Consider the following 19,101-nt stretch of genomic DNA (forward strand, 5'->3'; position numbering starts at 1 on the left):
AAAAAATCACATTACACAAAAAAAGCAAATACAACTAACAAGGACTATCCTAACAAAAACGCTATAATCACCGTTATTTTAAAGAATACTTCTTAATCTTATCGGAAAGTGTGCTTTTAGGTATTTTCAATGCTTCCGCTGTTTTAGTTAAACTTCCGCCTTGACGGCTTATTTCAAGAATAATTAAGCTTCTCTCAAAATGCTCTACCATATGAATGAGAGATGTAGCGTTATTGCCCAGCACCATGCTATTTTCGTCCCTGATGCCAAGAACAAACCGCTCTGCATAATTTCGCAGCTCACGAATATTTCCAGGCCACTGACCAGCCATTAGCTCATGGAGCAATGCGGCCTTAATTTCAGGTGCTGGTCGACCAAAACATGTTGATGCTTGAGTAACAAAAAGATCGAAAAGTAGTGGGATATCCTCAATACGCTCTCGTAATGCTGGTAAATTGAGGTTGATAACGCTGAGTCGAAAATGAAGGTCGGGGCGAAAAAGATTATTTTTGCTAAGTTCGACTAAGTTAGTTTTGCTTGCACTTATAATACGAATATCGACGGGGATAGTTTTATTTGATCCTAGTCTCTCAAAACGTCGCTCCTGTAAAACTCGTAAAAACTTAACCTGCATACTGAAAGGCATGCTCTCCACTTCATCAAGAAACAACGTCCCTTGATCTGCGTATTCTAGCTTTCCAATCCGCCTCTCCGTTGCACCAAGAAAGGCACCTGACTCATGGCCAAAAATCTCACTATCAAACAATGATTCAGGTAGTCCACCACAATTAAGTGCGACGAAAGGGCCTGACCTCCCACTAAGATCGTGGATACAACGCGCGGCAAGCTCCTTACCAGATCCTGTTTCACCATAAATCAAAATATTTGTTGGCGTCATGGCAATATCTTTAATCGTCTCTCGAACCTCAGATATAGCCGATGAATTCCCAATAAGACGTGTCTCAAGCGCACTTGCATCAGCAAGCTTTCGGCGCAATTGATAGTTTTCATGTATAAGACGACGTTTATCAAGAGCACGATGTACTATATTGAGTAATTGCCGAGGACTGAAAGGCTTCTGCAAAAAATCATAAGCCCCATTGTGCATAGCCTCTACCGCAGTTTCCACATCACCATGACCAGTAATAATGATGATAGGAACCTCTGGAGCTGTAGCATTAAACTCTTTCTGGAATTCAAAACCACTCATTCCGGGTAGTTTCATGTCCGTTACAATAATACCGTGTTGCTTTAGCGCTGGCAGTAAGAAACGGGCCTCTTCGACAGAACCAACTCCAATTGCCCGTTTATTATCTAATTTAAGCGCCTGAACACAGGCAAGTTGAATATCTTTGTCATCCTCAATAACTAAAACGTCAATATCAGTCATCAATGTTCTCCAATTTACAATTTTTATCTAATGGTAGGCGAAGCACAAAACGTGCGCCATTTTCGACATTAACTGCTGATAATGAGCCTCTAAATGATTTAATAATATCAGCAGAAATAGCAAGACCTAGCCCTAAACCATGTGAGGTTTTTGTTGTAAAAAAAGGATCGAATATATGTTCGATCACATCTAGTGCGATGCCTGGGCCATTATCCTCTATTTCAACTACAGCAAAATCATCATCTTGATACCACTTTGCTGTTATACGTCCTAACGCATTTCCGTTCGACACAACATCAAGCGCATTACTGATTAAATTGACCAGCACCTGCTCAAGCCTAATATTATTACATAAGCAATAGACTTCACTTGGTGGAGGAATGCGAGTAAAAGTGAAATTGTTTGTTTTAAATCGGTGGCTTAGTAATAACATCGCGTTGTCTATGCTGATTTTTAAAGACACTGAGTTTACAGAGTCATCGCCAACCCTTGAGAAAGTGCGCAACTGGTTACTTAACTGACCTATAAAATCAACTAATCGACCAATTCGCTCTAAATTCGCTTTCGCCTCATCCCAGTCCCCTACCTCGATAAAACGCATAGCATTCGCCGATATCATACTAATTGCCGCTAATGGCTGATTAATTTCATGGGCAAGCCCAGCAGAAAGTTGACCAATAGCCGCAAGCTTTTCGTTATGAAGCAACTCTTTTTGCATGCTTCGGAGTATATTTTCACTGTTAATTCTTTCTTTTATTTCAACTTCTAAATTTCTTGTTTTTTTGTCAAGTTCATAGGTTCTAACCATTACAAGATTCTCAAGCGTTCTATTTGCCTTTTGTAAAGCTTGTTGATTCTCTAGTTTAAGCCAAAGAATTTGATTCCGTTGAGTAATCATCCGCAAGGATATTGTGCAAAGGGCAAATAAAGCGATAATCATTCCAATCATAGGCCACAGTGTATGAAAAATAGTGCCTATTGGTAAAAGTCGCACTAGTATCATATTAATGCCTTTAATATAAATTTCACTTTTTATATAATAGGAACCAGAAACATTAACAATGCCTAAGCCACCCGCATTTTTTATGATTGTCCGATAATCGAGCTTTGGAATAAAATCGACACGATATTTATTTTCTTCTGATATTTGTTGGCGCTGTGAATAATTTAAAGGTTCTAGTGAGTGATAAAACCAGCTCGAATTGCTAGAGCTCGCAATAACATTATGCTGATCTAAGAGAATTGTCTCTCCGCTTCCATTTCTCGCATTGATAAGCGCATCAAGATTTACCTTAACCGAAATTGCGCCTATCTTTACACCATTCCAAATAACTGAATTTACCAAGAAATAGCCAGGGATCGAGTTTGAAACTCCAACGCCAAAGTATCCAATTGTCTTTTTTGAATCAGAATTTACAAAATAAGGTCTATGTGACACATTAAAGCCAATAGCACTATCACATCGACTAAAATCACTTGAGGAAACAATAACCCCGTCATTATCCATAATATAGATCGAGAGAGCACTTGTACGTGCTTGAATAGACATTAAATACTGATTCATTTCCTTAGCTTGCTTGCAGTCGTTTTTTTGTCTTAGAAAACTGACGATATTGTCATCATGAGATAATGAATATGGCATAAATTCGTAACGCTTTATACTAAGATTTAGCGCCAACCCCATATCATTAAGTTGTTGTCGCAAAAGCTTTTTCTGGTTTTTTACTTCATTTATTATGATATAGCAGCCAGATATCAACACCGCGGAAAATATAATAATTATTAAAATAAATTGCTGTCGCTTAGGATCAGGCAAAATCCGTCGGTGCTGCTGTGGCATTTTATTTATCTCATAGGGTCATACATGCTTAATAGCATGAATTTAAAACAAAAAACGACTTTTACGATAATACCACACAAAGGGTAAACGAAATATTAACGGATCTTTGGTAATTTCATCTCAAGCAAGTATGTGCATTTTCAGCGTAGATAAGTTAAAAAAACAAATATCATTTAAAAAAATAAATAATCAAACAATTCGAATATTCGGAAACAATAAAAAGCATTATTTCGGATTACCGGAGAAGTTATTTTAATATAGCAACTAATATTAAATAACCCGAAGTAAAATTGATTTAGATCACAAGGAAAAACAAATATCACTAGATATACTCAGCGCCATTGAAGAGTAGTGAACTGATTCTTCAATGTGTCTTTATAAAAATTATTCGTAGAGATGATAATTTTTTATTTATAACTGCGTTCTCTTTTAAAGAGGGTTGTCGTGTGTCTTTAATTCATTCAATTTTTCAAATGTCTCCGGAGATAGCGTTATTTCTTTCTCTAGCTATTGGTACATGGATAGGGAAATTCAAATTCGGTAAATTTCAGCTTGGTGGTGTTGCCGGAGCACTTGTTATCTCTGTTGCTTTAAGTCAATTCGGTGTAACCATTGATGACGGCATTAAAGCTGTTCTTTTTGCTCTATTTATTTATGCAGTTGGCTTTGAAAGTGGGCCTCAGTTCTTTAAATCTCTAGGTTTGAAGTCGATAAGAGAAATCATACTTGCTATTGTCATGGCCGTGAGCGGACTCCTCACCGTTATCATTCTTGCAAGAATGTATGATCTGGATAAGGGAACAGCAGCAGGTATTGCAGCCGGGGCGCTGACTCAATCAGCTATTATCGGGACGGCTAGCTCGGCCATCGAAAAGCTAGGCCTTTCACCTGAATTATCCCAGCATTTACAGGCCAATGTTGCTATCGGATATGCTGTCACCTACATATTTGGCTCGTTGGGCGCAATTATTATATGCGTAAACATTCTTCCATGGTTTATGCGTCGAGGTTTACGTGAGGATGCCATTAAGGCAGAGGCAACGCTATTAAATGGCGCTAGAAATTATGGATTTGGCGAAGCACCTGCACTTCCTAATATTGTAGGCCGAGTCTTCAAAGTTACATCAGCGGTAGGGATGTCAATTTCTCAACTAGAGAAATCCGCTACTGAAGGAAAGATTACCGTTGAAAGACTTAAGCGCTCAGGCGTTATCATTGGCTTAAGCGGTGAAACGATTCTAGAGCAGGGCGATATTATTCTCGTTGTTGGTCGCCGCAGTAGCGTAGTGCAGCTGGATGAAATAGTCGGCCCTGAAACTAAAGATAATGATGGGATGGAAGTCGTTATTTCCACCCGAGACATCATTATTACCAATAAAGCGTATACGAACAAAAAGATTGCATACATTTCCAGCACAGCCACTCAGGAGCTGCGCCATGGTATTTATTTCTTGCACCTCAAACGCGGAGAAGGATCACTTCCTTTAGTTGGTGAAACACTCATCAAGTCTGGTGATGTTGTCACCGTTTACGGCGTTAATGAAGATATCCAGCGCTTTGCAAAAGAAGTTGGCCCAGTAATCAGCGTTAGTGAAAAATCAGATCTTCTATTCCATGGAATTGGGATTGCAGCTGGCCTGCTGATTGGCCTTGCCGTTGTTCATATTGGCTCTATCCCTCTCACATTAGGAGCAGGTGGTGGCGCACTATTTTCTGGGCTTATTTTTGGTTGGTACCGATCACGCCATATGGTGATGGGAAATATGCCTACACCAGCATCAACGTTGTTAAAAGACTTAGGACTTGCTGGATTTGTTGCTGTAGTAGGGCTTCAGTCAGGGCAGCAAGCTATTAGCACTATTGCCCAAAGTGGAATATCCATATTTATGATCGGTGTCGCAGTCACCATCATCCCACTATTAATTACCATGCTTGTTGGCCGATATATTTTACATTATGACAATACCGCGATATTTGCAGGAGCTCTATCTGGAACAAGAAGTGCCAATCCTGCTTTTGGCGAGGTGTTAGAAAAATCAGGTAATTCTGTACCAACCGTTTCTTTTGCTATCACATACGCGCTTGCAAATGTATTCCTTACATTGCTTGGGCCATTAGTTGTTGCTTTTGTTTAACCATTAATAGAGATAATTATGACTGACTTTAAAGAACTTGCTCAACTTAGTCCATTTGAATTAAAAGATGAACTGATTAAACATGCCTCAGGTAATAAAAATAAAACAATGTTGAATGCAGGGCGTGGCAATCCAAACTTTTTGGCTACACTACCACGCCTCGCGTTCTTCCAATTAGGGCTGTTTGCTTGTAGTGAATCTGAATTATCGTATTCATATATGAAGCAAGATATCGGTGGTATTCCTGATAATGAAGGTATGCTGGAACGCTTCGAGCGCTTCATCAGTGATAATTCACAACTGCCTGAAATTTCCTTCCTGCGCAATTCATTTAGCTATGTAAAAGATCAGCTAGGTCTTTCTGGAAAAGATTTCATCCAAGAAATGGTTGAAGGTATTCTTGGATGTAATTATCCGGTTCCTTCTCGCATGCTGACTATCAGTGAGCAAATTGTTCGCCATTATTTATTGCGCGAAATGTCCGGCAGCGATGCGTCTACCGATGACATTGAAGTTTTCGCTGTTGAAGGCGGGACTGCGGCGATGGCATATATCTTTGATACGTTGAAAGAAAACCACTTGCTTTCAAAGGGTAATAAAGTAGCAATCGGCATGCCGGTGTTTACACCTTACATCGAGATCCCACAGTTAGAAGAGTATGGACTGGAGATCGTGCCAATTAATGCTGAGCCAGAAAACAACTGGCAGTACAGTGATGAAGAACTTGATAAACTGAAAGATCCAGATATTAAAATCTTCTTCTGTATTAACCCAAGTAACCCTGCTTCGGTTAAATTAGATGACCGTTGCCTACAGAAGATTAGCTCTATTGTCAGCAATGAGCGAAAAGATCTGATTATTTTAACCGACGATGTTTACGGTACATTTGCAGATGATTTCAAGTCATTATTTGCGGTATGCCCTTATAACACCATTCTGGTTTACTCATTCTCGAAATACTTTGGTGCAACAGGATGGCGCTTAGGAGCTATCGCGACACATAAAAATAATGTCCTTGATGATAAGCTCTCCGCTATGCCTAAAGACATTAAAGAGGAGCTACATAAGCGTTACTCATCAATTATTACCAATGTAGAAGATCTGCATTTCATCGATCGCCTTGTTGCTGATAGTCGTGCTGTAGCGTTAAATCATACTGCAGGCTTGTCGTTGCCACAGCAGATTCAGATGGTTATGTTTAGCCTATTTGCTCTAATGGATGAGAACGATCAATACAAACAGATCCTCAAGAAAGTGATCCGCCAGCGCCAATGTGCACTTTACCGCGAGCTAGGCGTTGAAGTTCCTCAGGATGGTCAGTCTGTTGATTATTATACGCTGCTGGATTTAGAGTCGATTGCCACTCAGCTTTATAACGCTGATTTTGCCCAGTGGCTTCGTAAAAACTTCTCGCATAATGAACTTCTTTTCCGCATCGCGACAGAAACGGGGATCATTTTGCTGCCAGGTAAAGGATTTGGTAGCCAGCACCCATCCGCTAGGGCATCTCTGGCGAATCTGAATGAATATCAATATGCTCAGATAGGCCGGATGCTGCGTGAAATGGCCAAGGAATATTATAATAAGTATCTCGCAATTAGCTGATACTTTGTATAAATTCAAATTAATAAAGCATCTCCACTGGAGGTGCTTTTTTTTTGTTCTTAAATTAAATTCCCATAAAAAGAATCCACGTGATATGGATTCTTTTTACTTTAATGTTTATCCGATACGTTTACCTGTGTCATCCACAACCTTCTCCCCGTCCTCTTTGATAAAAGTGCCTTTCTGTACCTCAGGAAGAATATCCAGAACCACTTCTGAAGGACGACACAGCCGAGTACCCAACGGCGTTACCACAATTGGACGATTAATTAGAATCGGATGCTGCAGCATAAAGTCGAATAACTGATCGTCGGTAAAACGCTCTTCGGCAAGACCTAATGTGTCATAGGGCTCAACGTTTTTACGTAGCAAAGCTCGCACTGAAATGCCCATATCTGCAATAAGTTTAGCCAGCTCATCGCGTGAAGGTGGGTTCTCAAGATAGTGAATAATAGTCGGCTCAGCACCGCTGTTACGGATCATCTCCAGCGTGTTACGCGACGTGCCACAGGCCGGATTGTGATAAATCGTAATATTGCTCATGTCAGTATCTCATCACAAAGTCAAAGAGAGGCGTAGCGCCAGCGCGGCCAGCGTTACAAACAACACAGGTAGAGTCATGATAATCCCGGTGCGGAAATAGTATCCCCATGTGATGGTCATGTTCTTCTGTGAAAGTACGTGTAGCCACAGCAGCGTTGCTAGGCTGCCAATCGGGGTGATTTTAGGCCCTAAATCGCAACCAATCACGTTGGCATAAATCATCGCCTCTTTGATCACACCGGACGCAGTGCTGCCATCAATAGAGAGAGCACCAACCAGCACCGTCGGCATGTTGTTCATGATGGAAGAGAGGAAAGCCGTCAGGAATCCTGTGCCAAACGTCGCGGCCCAAAGGCCTTTATCAGCCAGCACATTCAACACACCGGAGAGGTATTCCGTTAATCCAGCGTTGCGCAAGCCGTAAACCACCAGATACATCCCGAGCGAAAAAATCACAATCTGCCAAGGCGCACCGCGCAGAACTTTGCCCGTGTTAATGGCTCGGCCACGTTTCGCCACCGCAAACAAAACAACGGCGCCAACCGCCGCAATGGCGCTAACTGGGATCCCGAGCGGTTCAAGCACAAAAAAGCCGACCAGCAGCAAGATTAAAACTACCCAGCCAGTTCTGAACGTTGCCGGATCTTTAATTGCTTTGTTGGGTTCGTTAAGGCGCTTTAGATCATAGGTTGGTGGGATATCTTTGCGGAAGAACCAATGCAGCATCACCAGCGTGGCCGTAATCGCGGCAATATCCACCGGCACCATTACCGACGCATATTCAGTGAATCCCAGATGGAAGAAATCCGCCGAAACGATATTCACTAGGTTCGACACAATAAGCGGCAGGCTGGCGGTGTCGGCAATAAACCCCGCGGCCATCACGAATGCCAGCGTGGTACTTTTACTGAAGCCAAGCGCCAACAGCATGGCGATCACAATCGGCGTTAAAATAAGCGCTGCGCCATCGTTGGCGAACAGCGCCGCGACGGCAGCGCCCAGCAAAACAATATAGGTAAACAGCAAACGGCCACGACCGTTGCCCCAGCGAGAAACGTGCAGCGCCGCCCATTCGAAAAAGCCGGATTCATCTAAGAGCAAGCTAATGATGATAACGGCAATAAACGTTGCCGTAGCGTTCCAGACGATATTCCACACCACAGGAATATCACCTAAATGCACCACGCCAGAAATCAATGCCAGTACCGCGCCCAGCGTAGCGCTCCAACCGATCCCTAATCCCTTCGGCTGCCAGATAACCAAAACGATGGTCAGGACAAAAATAGCGCCTGCCAGTAACATAAAATATCCCCCCAGAATTTACATTCATTAAAACATATATGTTTAGATAAATTTTTTAGATACAGACAGCTTTGCCGCTGCTTGAACAGTTAGCCTCGGACAACTTACGAGCAAGAGCTTTAATATCGTCCTGTTGGCTTAGCCAAGCCTGCTCAATAACCTGAGCCGCCCAAGAAGGCATATGTGGAGATAGACGATAGTAAACCCACTTCCCCTGCTTGCGATCCAGTAACAGCCCACTTTCTCGTAACATCGCCAGATGACGAGAGATTTTTGGCTGTGACTGTTCTAGCGCGGTACACAGATCGCACACGCACAGTTCTCCCATCTCTCGCAGCAATAGCACGATACCCAGACGAGTTTCATCAGATAAATTTTTGAAGAGTTGTAGGCTAGCTAGCGGCATCGTTCCTCCTGAATATTTGAAAGCAGGATACTCTTCAGGTTGATAAAATCAATGATACATTCGTTAAAGCATATGTTTGTTAGCCGAGATTAGGTGGGGTGACAAATTATTTTTGGTGGGGTTTAACGGCCGGATCTTTTGCGGCCCGGAGCCAATATGCTAGCAGAGCCGTGATTAAAAGTAAGATTTGGAAGATGAGTGTTTTTTACGGAGCTACAAGCAAATGGCGGGCATTGTACTTGTAGCAAAATGGTGGAGCTCCTCGCTTTATTAAGAACTTTAAACACCCCCAACTTTAACAAACGGATTTCCATGGCTACGAGGCTTTTTAATTAGTTTGCCAACATATTTATCTCTTATTTCTTTAGCTGCGATCCTTCCTACAAACTCAGAGCGATTAGTATCACTGTTGATAGTTAAATCACGAGTAAAATACTGCTGAGAACCCGCTTTCAACCAGCACTGTATTTCGTAGACTTCCATAATAAGACCGCCATAAGTTGCGTAAGCAAATTTAAGACTTTCGTCTTTAGGAATTCTCGACCAGATGCCACGCGTAGCCTCGTATAATTCCAATGCACTCATACCGGACTTGTATGTACTGTTAAGAAGAAAAGCGATACCTGCATGCTCAGGAGCAATATCTGTCTCTTCTTTTAGAAGTAGGTGTTGAAGCTCATCAAGAGTTATACGCCCCATCAGAGAGCTGCTTTGAAGTGGTCAACAAAAACTGGCCACAGTTTTAGAGTTTTTCCAGAACAATCGCTCTGATTCATTGGGTGTTAAGCCACCGTTATATTGGTGGGGTCTGAGCTGGCTGTAATAACCAATGATGTAATTCGTTATTGATCTATTTGCTTCGCTAAAATTAGCGTATCCACAGTTCGGGACCCATTCTGATTTCAGGCTGCGGAAAAATCGTTCCATTGGGCTGTTGTCCCAGCAGTTCCCTCGTCGACTCATGCTTTGCTTTATACGATAACGCCACAATAACCGTCTGAATTCCCTGCTGGTATAGTGACTTCCCATGGTCAGAATGATACATAACGTCAGCCGGTTTTCCCCTGGTTTCCCAGGCCATCGTTAATGCTTTTCCTGTCAGAACTGAGTCCGGAGAAAACGACATCGCCCAGCCTATTGGCTTGCGAGAAAATAAATCCAGAACAACCGCCAGATAAGCCCAGCGTTTGCCCGTCCAGATGTAGGTCACGTCGCCGCACCAGGTCTGATTAGGTTCCGTTACTGCAAACTGGCGATCCAGATGATTAGGGATATCCACATGCTCTTTTGTGGCTTTTTTGTAGCGATGCTCCGGTTGCTGGCAACTAATAATATTCAGCTCTTTCATTATCTTACTGGCCCGCCAGCGACTCAACGGAACACCTTTTGCGCTGACCATATCGGCAATGCTCCAGGCCCCCGCAGAGCCATTACTGGCATGATGAACTTCACGAACTAAGGCTAAGTATAACGATGTGTTTTGCATCAGGTTTCTGCGGTCGGCTTAGCCAGTACCGATAGCTACTGCGATGGATCCCGAACACATTGCAAATAAAGGCAACAGGAAACCGCGTCCTGAGTTTCTCAACTAACGAGAATTGTTCAGGGAGTCTGACATCAAGAGCGCGGTAGCCTTTTTTAATATATCGTTTTCCATTTCAACACGTTGTAGTCGTTTTTCTAATTCACGAATGCGAAGTTGCTCAGGCGTCATCGGAGAGGCCTTTGGGGATTTCCCTGCGCGTTCTTCTTTAAGCTGGCGAACCCATTTATCCATCGTGGATTTACCGACATTCATTGCTGTTGCAGCGGCGGCAACGCTGTAGTGCTGATCGAGTACAAGCTGGGCAGCTTCGAGGCGAAACTCGGGGCTAAAATTGCGTCTGTTACGTCCGGTCATAATGTCACCTGTTTTGACTATGAGGCGATGATATCACCTCTATTCAGGTGGCCAGATTTAGTATTCCACTTCACTTTAACTATCGGCACCAACATGCCAGAACTTAAGATATAAATGGGCAATAGTTCGAGTTTGAGTGTTCTTCTCCCCATTTCATGGCACATAAAGAAACCAGTACTCGCAACTGTTGGAATGAAAGAGCATTCGCTCTGTTATGGGCGAGGAGCGAAAGTTTTTGGTCTCCGATATTTTCAGTTTTCAGTGTGTTGGGGTCAGCCATAAACAATGCATAGATATATAACAAAACTGTTGCACCTAGGAGTTAAATGACATCATATTTTTCTTTTTCTTATTAAAATTTGAACTAACTCTTGACGAGATCTATGCAGGCTATCTTGGATCTCATTGTGAGAGCGCCTTTTTTTTCTTTCAACCATACCTTGAGGTGTAAACATTCTTGATATACTCTCAAGTTTTTTATCTCCAAGAGTATCAAATATCCACCTTGTGAAATCATCACTATAAATTGGAAGCATTTTATGTGACTCTCTGTGAACCGCAATAGCGGAGAGTCCAGTGAGGTTCAATATATCCCAAACATCAACATCGCAAGTTAATATTTGTGCGAGATGAAACTGTGTATTATTTTTGTCACCAATAGTATTGGTCAACAAATCTAACATCCTCGCCATAAATAAATCCATAGCGCAATTTCTAACCAATTGAAGAGGTTCAGGTATATTTGTAAGACCATTGAGTTTTCTAGTTATTTTTAGCTTGTTTTTATAGAAAAGAATATCAACACAAACGGCTATTTCCTTTGGCATAAAAATAGATATTTCTTTATCAATAACAGATAAAAGTTCCAATAATTTATTCTCAGAAGAACGTTTGGAACTATATTCAATTATTTTTACCTTCAGTAACAGTAGCTCCATCAGGTCTACTATTTTCGAAAATTGACCAAACGGGCTTCCATCTTTGTTATAGTAGTCAAATAGAAGATTATCTGCCTCCCTTTCAGCTGCCGCCTTATATTTACGTATAAATATATCCCGCCACGATGAATCAAATTGAGAGTTCACCATGGAAATAGATTTTAATGAAGAGACTGTTTCTCTAACTTTATTAATATTAGTTTCTTTCAGGTTATTTTCTATTTCAGAAAGATACAAGGCCATATTTAATGTATTAATACTATCTTGAGATATGTTTTTAGATATAGAACTACAGATTTGAAAAACTCTTTCTGATGGTTCAGCCTCATAGGCAAATGAGCGAATATAACTAGCAGCATTACTATCAACATATATCGCCGTTGAAATGAAATGCTCAGTTATACCTTTCGTCTCAATAACTTCTTTATCAATAACGAATATGGAATTTCCTTTAAATGGTGTTAAGAGATAACATTTTGGTGATAGTTCTTTTTTGGGTAGATAGAATGGTCCATCAGCGGATTCGTGTGAATACATTATCCGCCACTCTTTCAAGTCACTTTTGAAATCTTCATACTGCCCCAATGCATCACTAAATGATGATGCATTTCCTATTTCATTCAACTGCTTTAATATATTAATTTCCTTGTTCATACTCACCCGCAAAAGTTTACTCATTGAAATTCCGATAGTACTATCACTGTATCATTGATAACATAATCTTCGTCACGAAATACTGATATGAATCGTCCCCACCCTTCGGATAATTAAAATATTTAATTTTACTGGCTAATCAGTACTGTGCTCATAAGAAATCACTCTCTTTTGGTACAAAGGAAAAATGTAGTCAAAAATATTTTTTGCTATCATATTATTATAATAAAAGAGAAAAAATTAATAATGGAATATAAATGGCTTATTCCTTATTTATCTGTAATCTTCATGAATTTTGTACAGCGGAAATAACTTACTCTTAAGCCTACATAATATTTAATAATTAAGTACAGCCTAAGCGCCATTGCATCATTGCCTTACCTGATGCAATGTATAATCGTACTGTACATTCCCCAAATCGGATTCTTATCGACATGAGCCAGCTATGATTTCATCCAAATAGAGTTACTCCCTATGTCATGAAAAACTTACCCACATGTGTGGCATATTCTGCTAACCAACATGTAGCCGTTGTAGCGATAGAACCCAACTTGATTTGAACTTCAAATAGTACAAAACCACCTATCACTCTGTTTTATAGCTGAAAAAATCAACTTTGATAAGTTTGAGAAAAGTTTGAAATGGTGCCGATAATAGGAGTCGAACCTACGACCTTCGCATTACGAATGCGCTGCTCTACCAACTGAGCTATATCGGCACTGAGGGGAATATTTACTGAGGAAACGCCTGAAGTGCGGGAATCACGATAGTGAAATTCATTAGTAGCGTCAAGGTACTAGAGATTCGTATGACTATTAAATCAACACAAAAGGCCATTTTGTTCTTAAGGTGATTTTCCTTAGGAAAATTATTTATATCCACAAATCATATCAAGCCGCACACATACGACATCAAACCGGGCATTTTTTAGTTAGTCTGGAACCCGTCTTCCATTATTCGATGGATAATTGGAGTTGCCGTTAACCTATCACGGAGTCTGTTATGTCTATCTCATCTCGCCTCAATCGCCGATACGTTCTGGCGCAGCGCCCTCAGGGGATGCCTTCCGATCAAGATATTCGCTTAGAGCAAATTGCTCAGCCAGAACCGGTACAAGGGCAGGCTTTGCTGCGCACCCTTTATCTTTCATTAGATCCGTATGTCCGTGGCCGCATGGATGATACGCCGTCTTATTCTCCTCCGTTGGCTATCGGCGAGGTGATCTGCGGCGGCACAGTGTGTCGCGTTGAGCAATCACTGCATGATAAATACCAAGTGGGCGATCTGGTTTTGGCCTACACCGGTTGGCAAGACTATGCGCTATCCGACGGTGAAGGACTGCAAAAGCTAGATGCCAATATGGACCATCCCTCTTACGCCTTAGGCCTATTAGGTATGCCTGGTTTTACGGGTTATATGGGACTTACCGATATCGGCAATCCACAGCCGGGTGAAACCGTCGTTGTGGCCGCTGCAACCGGCGCCGTAGGCTCCGTTGTGGGTCAGGTAGCGAAGCTACGCGGCTGCCACGCGGTCGGTATTGCCGGCGGTGCTGAGAAATGCCGTTATGCGGTTGAAACGCTAGGGTTTGATATTTGTCTTGACCACAAAGCACCGGATTTCGCCGTACAGCTAAAACGCGCCTGTAGCAAAGGCATCGACGTATATTATGAAAACGTTGGCGGCGCCGTTTTTGACGCAGTTCTTCCTTTGCTGAATACCAAAGCGAGAATCCCGGTATGCGGCATGATCAGCCAATACAACGGTCATCATAGCGACCACCAGCAAGACCGCTTGCCGTTGCTGATGTCGACCATCTTGAAAAAACGCATGCGCGTTGAAGGCTTTATTATTTCGCAGGACTATGGCGATCGCTATCCTGAATTTTACGCCCAGATGAGCGCGTGGCTGGCGCAAGGAAAAATCGCGTTTAAAGAAGATATTGTAGAAGGACTTGAGAACAGCATTAGCGCCTTCCAAGGGCTATTGAGTGGTAAAAACTTTGGTAAGCTGATCATCAAAGTCGCGGAATAGCCAAGAATATCGGCCCGTTAAACGGGGAGATATTTGATAGAACGAGTAAATAGAAAAAACGGCGCTCAATGCGCCGTTTTCATTCTGCGGGAAAAACCACTAGCGACGAATTAAATCGTCACCGTAACCAATCCATTTATAGGTGGTTAAGGCTTCCAGACCCATCGGGCCTCGGGCGTGTAGCTTCTGGGTGCTCACCGCAACTTCAGCGCCTAAGCCAAACTGGCCGCCGTCGGTGAAGCGCGTGCTGGCGTTAACGTAAACCGCTGAAGAATCCACTTCGCGCACAAAACGATCGGCATGGTGCATATTACGCGTCAAAATCGCATCAGAGTGCTGAGTGCCGTGCTCACGGATGTGCTCAATCGCACCGTCCAGCCCATCAACCACCACTACATTTAGATCCAGCGACAGCCATTCGTCATCCAATTCAGCATCTTGTACCGGCGCTACAGACGCAGGACCTTGGCTTAGCAACGGCAGCGCATGCGGGCAGGCGTGTAATGAAACTCCGACGTCGTGCATCCGCTGGCTTAGCTGCGGTAAGAACTGCTCGGCGTCCTGTTTGTCCACCAGCAGCGTTTCTACCGTGTTACAGGTGCTTGGGCGCTGGGTTTTGGCGTTCACAATAATCTTCAACGCCTGTTCAGCGTCCATGCCCTGATCGACATAGATATGGCAAACACCAATCCCACCTGTAATCACCGGGATCGTTGACTGCTCGCGACACAGTTTATGCAAACCAGCGCCGCCGCGTGGGATCAGCATATCAACGTAGCGATCCAGTTTAAGCAGCTCGGTGACCAACGCACGGTCAGGGCTTTCAATCGCCTGCACCGCATCGGCTGGCAGCCCTGCTTTCTCCAACGCTCGCTGGATCACTTTTACCGTTGCCTGATTGGTGCGATGCGTCTCTTTGCCGCCGCGCAGGATCACCGCGTTACCGGTTTTCAGGCACAGCGCCGCGGTATCCACGGTTACGTTCGGGCGCGCTTCATAAATCACCCCTACCACGCCTAACGGCACACGGCGGCGTTCGAGATTTAACCCGCTGTCTAAGACGCTGCCATCAATCACTTTGCCCACCGGATCGGTGAGGTTGCACACCTGACGCACGTCGTTAGCAATGCCTTCCAAACGGCTCTGCGTGAGCTGTAAACGATCGAGCATCGCTTCGGTTAAACCGTTCTCACGCGCCTGCTGAACGTCCATCTGGTTCGCTTGCAGAATAGATTCGCTATCCTGTTCTAGATAATCGGCAATCAGCGCAAGCGCCTGATTTTTCTGCGCCGAGCTAAGGACGGCTAAGTGATAGGATGCCCGTTTGGCCGCCTTACCCATTTCTTCTAACATATTAACCCCTTAGCTTACGATCATATCGTCACGGTGGACGGCAACCGGGCCGTATTCATAGCCCAAAACAGCGCTGATTTGCTGTGAATGGTGGCCGGCGATCATGCGCAGCGCGTCGCTGTTGTAGCGGCTCACGCCGTGGGCCAAATCGCGCCCTTCCAGATTGCGAATGCGGATAACTTCACCGCGTGAGAAATCACCGCTCACATCACGAATGCCTTTCGGCAACAATGAGCTGCCACGTTCAAGAATCGCAGCCACGGCGCCATCGTCCACGGTAATTTCACCCGCCGGTGGCGCACCAAAAATCCAGCGTTTGCGGTTTTCCAACGGCGTTTCCAGCGCATGGAAGCGGGTTCCAACGGATACACCTTCAATAACGTCACCCACAACGCCCGGCTTGCTACCCGCGGCGATAATCACGTCGATACCGGCACGGCAGGCAACGTCGGCGGCCTGTAGCTTGGTGGTCATACCGCCTGTACCTAAACCCGATACGCTATCGCCCGCAATACCGCGCAGCGCATCATCGATGCTATTTACTTCGCGAATAAGTTCGGCGGTTGGGTTATGACGAGGATCGGCGGTAAATAGTCCAGCCTGATCGGTCAACAGCAGCAGCTTGTCGGCCCCTGCCAAAATGGCGGCCAGCGCAGAAAGATTATCGTTGTCGCCAACTTTAATTTCCGCCGTCGCCACCGCATCGTTTTCATTAATCACGGGAACAATGCGGTTATCCATCAGCGCATGCAGGGTGTCGCGCGCATTTAAGAAACGCTCGCGATCTTCTAAATCAGCACGCGTTAGCAGCATCTGTCCAATATGGATACCGTAAATAGAGAACAGCTGTTCCCACAGCTGAATCAAACGGCTCTGCCCAACGGCGGCTAATAACTGCTTAGAAGCTATGGTTGCGGGGAGCTCGGGGTAGCCCAAATGCTCACGTCCAGCGGCAATCGCACCGGAGGTTACAATCACAATACGATGCCCCGCGGCGTGCTGTTGCGCACACTGACGAACGAGTTCCACGATATGGGCACGGTTTAGACGGCGCGAACCGCCGGTCAATACGCTGGTACCTAGCTTTACAACTAGGGTTTGGCTGCCACTCATAATCTTTTTGCCGTTTATTGGTGTTGGAGAAATGGGGAGAAAGAGAAAAAGTATCAGGAGAGGCGCGTTATGCCAACAGGCATAACGCAAAAGCACACTTATTACTGCGCCCGATCAGGCTCGAAGGCGAACTAACTCTTCAGAAAAGTCGTCGGCTGGCTGAATTTTAATCTCGAGCGTAGTTAAAAGCTCTTTGAGGCGGTTATGAAAATTGAGTGAGGTTTGTTCTAATTTGTCAGTCACTTCAGGATCTTTAATCACCTGCTCCTGCCAAACGCCGTTCTTATCAAACAATCCAAACGAATAACGATAGGTAAAATGCGTTTCCTCGGCGGCAAGATCGAGCCACCATCCCCAAAACTCACGTTTTTCTGGATTAGGTTTAACGTTGACACACACGGCTAAACAGTCAAAAAAGAAATGATCATCCTGACACTGGCCCGAACGAATATAGGGGCCAAGCGCGGTGAATTTTTTGATTAAGCGGCTTTTAGAGTAACCACCTGGTAATGTCATGCTACATCCTCCTGTTGTGGTTACTCTTTTTTAACAAATTTACAAACTTTAGCAATCAAATTAACGCGAATGTTCGCCAATCCAGTCACAAACCTGATGTAAAGCCTGATTGAACCCTTCAAACAACGGGGACGATGGCACCATCAATAATTTGCCATCTAGCGAAGAGTCCGCAATCAGTTTGGCTTCAGATTTAGGGCAAAACGGATCGCGTTCCCAATATCCGGCCAGCATCGGCGTGTGGCATCGACGGCCAAGCAGCCCTTGAGTCTTCAATGAATAACAGCTTAGCTCGGTGCGTAACGCTACATCGGATACGCTGTTCATCCCCAAGCGACTCGCCAGCATATCGATATACATTTCAGGAACGCGTTCTTGAATACATTTGTCGCATAGTAGGCTGTGTACCACGGGGCCTAATGTGGCAACCGCTCGCAAACGACGAGGCTCTAAATACGCTAAACGAACCGCCACGTTTGCGCCAAAGCGGAAACCAAATACCGAGACTCGGGTGTGATCGACCCACGGCACATTCGGTAACGCCTGCAGCACTTGTTGATGCAACCGACTCGAGTCCTGCGTCAGACAGAAATGCGAAGACAGCCCTACGGATGGCATATCAATCGTGAGCATCGCCATGCCAGCGGGCGCTAGATGGTCGCGGAACAAGCGATAACTGTCGCTCTGCATCATATCTAAGCCGCCGCAAATCAGCACCGTTGGGAATGGTCCTTTGCTGTTATCCGGCATATGCAGAAAACCGGTGATCTTTTTCCCACCGTCAATCGCAAACTCGACCTCTTTCAGTTCGTATGACAGCAGCTTAGCCGACTCCGCGTAGGCGCGATTGGCCAGCGCTTCGGCCTGCTCAGCTAAATCATCGCCTTTGAGATGAGGATAAGCCGCGATGCTGTAAAGATTCGCCGCTTGTAGCCAGTATTCACCGGCCAACGTGGGATCTTTTTCTTCCTGAGCACGTTGCTGCCAAGACATCGCTTGGTGCGACCACTCGTATATCCAGTTGCCGCTCCGATACCCCACAACGGTGTCTAGCAAGCGCTCATCGCTACGCTCGGCCGTTGAAGCGGCAATATGCGATAGCACATGCTCAATTTCGATAGGTGAGACGCCGCGCCAAACCCACATCAGGCGATTGATGATGCGATACCAATTAGCCTGCGAGGTTCCATCCAGCGCAGAGGCAATCGAAGCCTGCGGAACGTGCCCATGACGCTTAACTAGCGTGGACGTTTCACGATGCTTGAATCGAGGTTTGAATAAGGTTTCAGAAAGGTTTGATTGGGACATGATGAACGGCAGCCTCCGAGTACTGTCTTTTCAGCCGCAGACAAAAAGCGGCAGAGCTAAATCT

The 19,101-nt window shown here is 44.3% G+C and carries 13 protein-coding genes, 1 tRNA gene and 2 pseudogenes; 3 read left to right on the forward strand and 13 right to left on the reverse strand.

All coding sequences use genetic code 11. The annotated features are described in order from the left end of the window. Positions 1 to 73: 73 nt before the first annotated feature. Both AB3Y96_RS17305 and AB3Y96_RS17310 read right to left on the reverse strand, forming a co-directional pair. Positions 74 to 1,390, reverse strand: coding sequence for a sigma-54 dependent transcriptional regulator (locus AB3Y96_RS17305; RefSeq protein ID WP_072308303.1), 1,317 nt, complete (start codon positions 1,388 to 1,390; stop codon positions 74 to 76). Further along, positions 1,383 to 3,230, reverse strand: a complete 1,848-nt coding sequence (locus tag AB3Y96_RS17310) for an ATP-binding protein (protein WP_072308302.1) — start codon at positions 3,228 to 3,230, stop codon at positions 1,383 to 1,385. Before AB3Y96_RS17310 ends, AB3Y96_RS17305 begins: the two co-directional genes overlap by 8 nt. A 446-nt stretch (positions 3,231 to 3,676) precedes the next feature. Between AB3Y96_RS17310 and aspT the strand changes: the two genes are divergently transcribed. After that, entirely contained in the window at positions 3,677 to 5,365 is a 1,689-nt protein-coding gene (gene aspT, locus AB3Y96_RS17315) for an aspartate-alanine antiporter (protein ID WP_072308301.1), read from the forward strand. Between the two features lie 18 nt (positions 5,366 to 5,383). Further along, complete coding sequence (locus AB3Y96_RS17320) at positions 5,384 to 6,970, forward strand: bifunctional aspartate transaminase/aspartate 4-decarboxylase (protein ID WP_072308300.1); 1,587 nt, start codon at positions 5,384 to 5,386, stop codon at positions 6,968 to 6,970. Positions 6,971 to 7,087: 117 nt separating this feature from the next. On the opposite strand, the gene arsC is transcribed toward AB3Y96_RS17320, so the two are convergent. From arsC to AB3Y96_RS17355, 7 genes and pseudogenes are all read right to left on the reverse strand, one after another. Then, entirely contained in the window at positions 7,088 to 7,513 is a 426-nt protein-coding gene (arsC, locus tag AB3Y96_RS17325; protein ID WP_072308299.1) for a glutaredoxin-dependent arsenate reductase, read from the reverse strand. A gap of 12 nt (positions 7,514 to 7,525) precedes the next feature. Further along, complete coding sequence (locus tag AB3Y96_RS17330) at positions 7,526 to 8,815, reverse strand: arsenic transporter (protein ID WP_367299812.1); 1,290 nt, start codon at positions 8,813 to 8,815, stop codon at positions 7,526 to 7,528. A gap of 55 nt (positions 8,816 to 8,870) precedes the next feature. Beyond that, entirely contained in the window at positions 8,871 to 9,221 is a 351-nt protein-coding gene (gene arsR, locus AB3Y96_RS17335) for an As(III)-sensing metalloregulatory transcriptional repressor ArsR (protein WP_072308297.1), read from the reverse strand. 279 nt (positions 9,222 to 9,500) lie between these two features. Beyond that, positions 9,501 to 9,932 (reverse strand): annotated as a pseudogene (locus AB3Y96_RS17340) (hypothetical protein); the annotation flags it as partial. A 9-nt stretch (positions 9,933 to 9,941) separates the two neighbouring features. After that, positions 9,942 to 11,121: pseudogene (locus AB3Y96_RS17345) on the reverse strand (IS3 family transposase). 332 nt (positions 11,122 to 11,453) lie between these two features. Continuing rightward, on the reverse strand, positions 11,454 to 12,737 hold the full coding sequence (locus AB3Y96_RS17350) for a hypothetical protein (RefSeq protein ID WP_367299813.1): 1,284 nt from the start codon (positions 12,735 to 12,737) through the stop codon (positions 11,454 to 11,456). A gap of 618 nt (positions 12,738 to 13,355) precedes the next feature. Next, positions 13,356 to 13,431, reverse strand: a tRNA-Thr gene (locus tag AB3Y96_RS17355). Positions 13,432 to 13,715: 284 nt separating this feature from the next. Between AB3Y96_RS17355 and AB3Y96_RS17360 the strand changes: the two genes are divergently transcribed. Continuing rightward, positions 13,716 to 14,747 (forward strand): NADP-dependent oxidoreductase, encoded by a 1,032-nt coding sequence (locus AB3Y96_RS17360; RefSeq protein WP_367299814.1) that lies wholly within the window; start codon positions 13,716 to 13,718, stop codon positions 14,745 to 14,747. A gap of 99 nt (positions 14,748 to 14,846) precedes the next feature. Here the strand turns inward: AB3Y96_RS17360 and proA are convergent, their stop codons facing one another. The 4 genes from proA to frsA form a co-directional block, all read right to left on the reverse strand. Beyond that, positions 14,847 to 16,100 carry a glutamate-5-semialdehyde dehydrogenase gene (proA, locus tag AB3Y96_RS17365; RefSeq protein WP_367299815.1) on the reverse strand — a complete coding sequence of 418 codons (1,254 nt, stop codon included), beginning with the start codon at positions 16,098 to 16,100 and terminating at the stop codon, positions 14,847 to 14,849. A 9-nt stretch (positions 16,101 to 16,109) separates the two neighbouring features. Then, positions 16,110 to 17,213 (reverse strand): glutamate 5-kinase, encoded by a 1,104-nt coding sequence (gene proB / locus AB3Y96_RS17370; protein WP_072309720.1) that lies wholly within the window; start codon positions 17,211 to 17,213, stop codon positions 16,110 to 16,112. 114 nt (positions 17,214 to 17,327) lie between these two features. Beyond that, a complete protein-coding gene (gene crl / locus AB3Y96_RS17375; RefSeq protein WP_025800158.1) occupies positions 17,328 to 17,729 on the reverse strand; it encodes a sigma factor-binding protein Crl in 402 nt (133 codons plus the stop codon). Between the two features lie 60 nt (positions 17,730 to 17,789). Then, positions 17,790 to 19,037: an esterase FrsA gene (gene frsA / locus AB3Y96_RS17380; RefSeq protein WP_072309719.1), complete on the reverse strand. Its 1,248-nt coding sequence runs from the start codon at positions 19,035 to 19,037 to the stop codon at positions 17,790 to 17,792. Between the last annotated feature and the right edge of the window lie 64 nt (positions 19,038 to 19,101).

This window comes from Hafnia alvei, from assembly GCF_964063325.1.
Classification (GTDB): Bacteria; Pseudomonadota; Gammaproteobacteria; order Enterobacterales; family Enterobacteriaceae; genus Hafnia; species Hafnia alvei_B.

Bases quoted from the DNA above. Each gene is read 5' to 3' on its own strand.
- crl (WP_025800158.1), bottom strand. From the start codon at position 17,729: ATGACATTACCAGGTGGTTACTCTAAAAGCCGCTTAATCAAAAAATTC.
- AB3Y96_RS17305 (WP_072308303.1), bottom strand. From the start codon at position 1,390: ATGACTGATATTGACGTTTTAGTTATTGAGGATGACAAAGATATTCAA.
- arsC (WP_072308299.1), bottom strand. From the start codon at position 7,513: ATGAGCAATATTACGATTTATCACAATCCGGCCTGTGGCACGTCGCGT.
- AB3Y96_RS17320 (WP_072308300.1), top strand. From the start codon at position 5,384: ATGACTGACTTTAAAGAACTTGCTCAACTTAGTCCATTTGAATTAAAA.
- AB3Y96_RS17310 (WP_072308302.1), bottom strand. From the start codon at position 3,230: ATGCCACAGCAGCACCGACGGATTTTGCCTGATCCTAAGCGACAGCAA.
- proB (WP_072309720.1), bottom strand. From the start codon at position 17,213: ATGAGTGGCAGCCAAACCCTAGTTGTAAAGCTAGGTACCAGCGTATTG.
- AB3Y96_RS17350 (WP_367299813.1), bottom strand. From the start codon at position 12,737: ATGAGTAAACTTTTGCGGGTGAGTATGAACAAGGAAATTAATATATTA.
- frsA (WP_072309719.1), bottom strand. From the start codon at position 19,037: ATGTCCCAATCAAACCTTTCTGAAACCTTATTCAAACCTCGATTCAAG.
- AB3Y96_RS17330 (WP_367299812.1), bottom strand. From the start codon at position 8,815: ATGTTACTGGCAGGCGCTATTTTTGTCCTGACCATCGTTTTGGTTATC.
- proA (WP_367299815.1), bottom strand. From the start codon at position 16,100: ATGTTAGAAGAAATGGGTAAGGCGGCCAAACGGGCATCCTATCACTTA.
- AB3Y96_RS17360 (WP_367299814.1), top strand. From the start codon at position 13,716: ATGTCTATCTCATCTCGCCTCAATCGCCGATACGTTCTGGCGCAGCGC.
- arsR (WP_072308297.1), bottom strand. From the start codon at position 9,221: ATGCCGCTAGCTAGCCTACAACTCTTCAAAAATTTATCTGATGAAACT.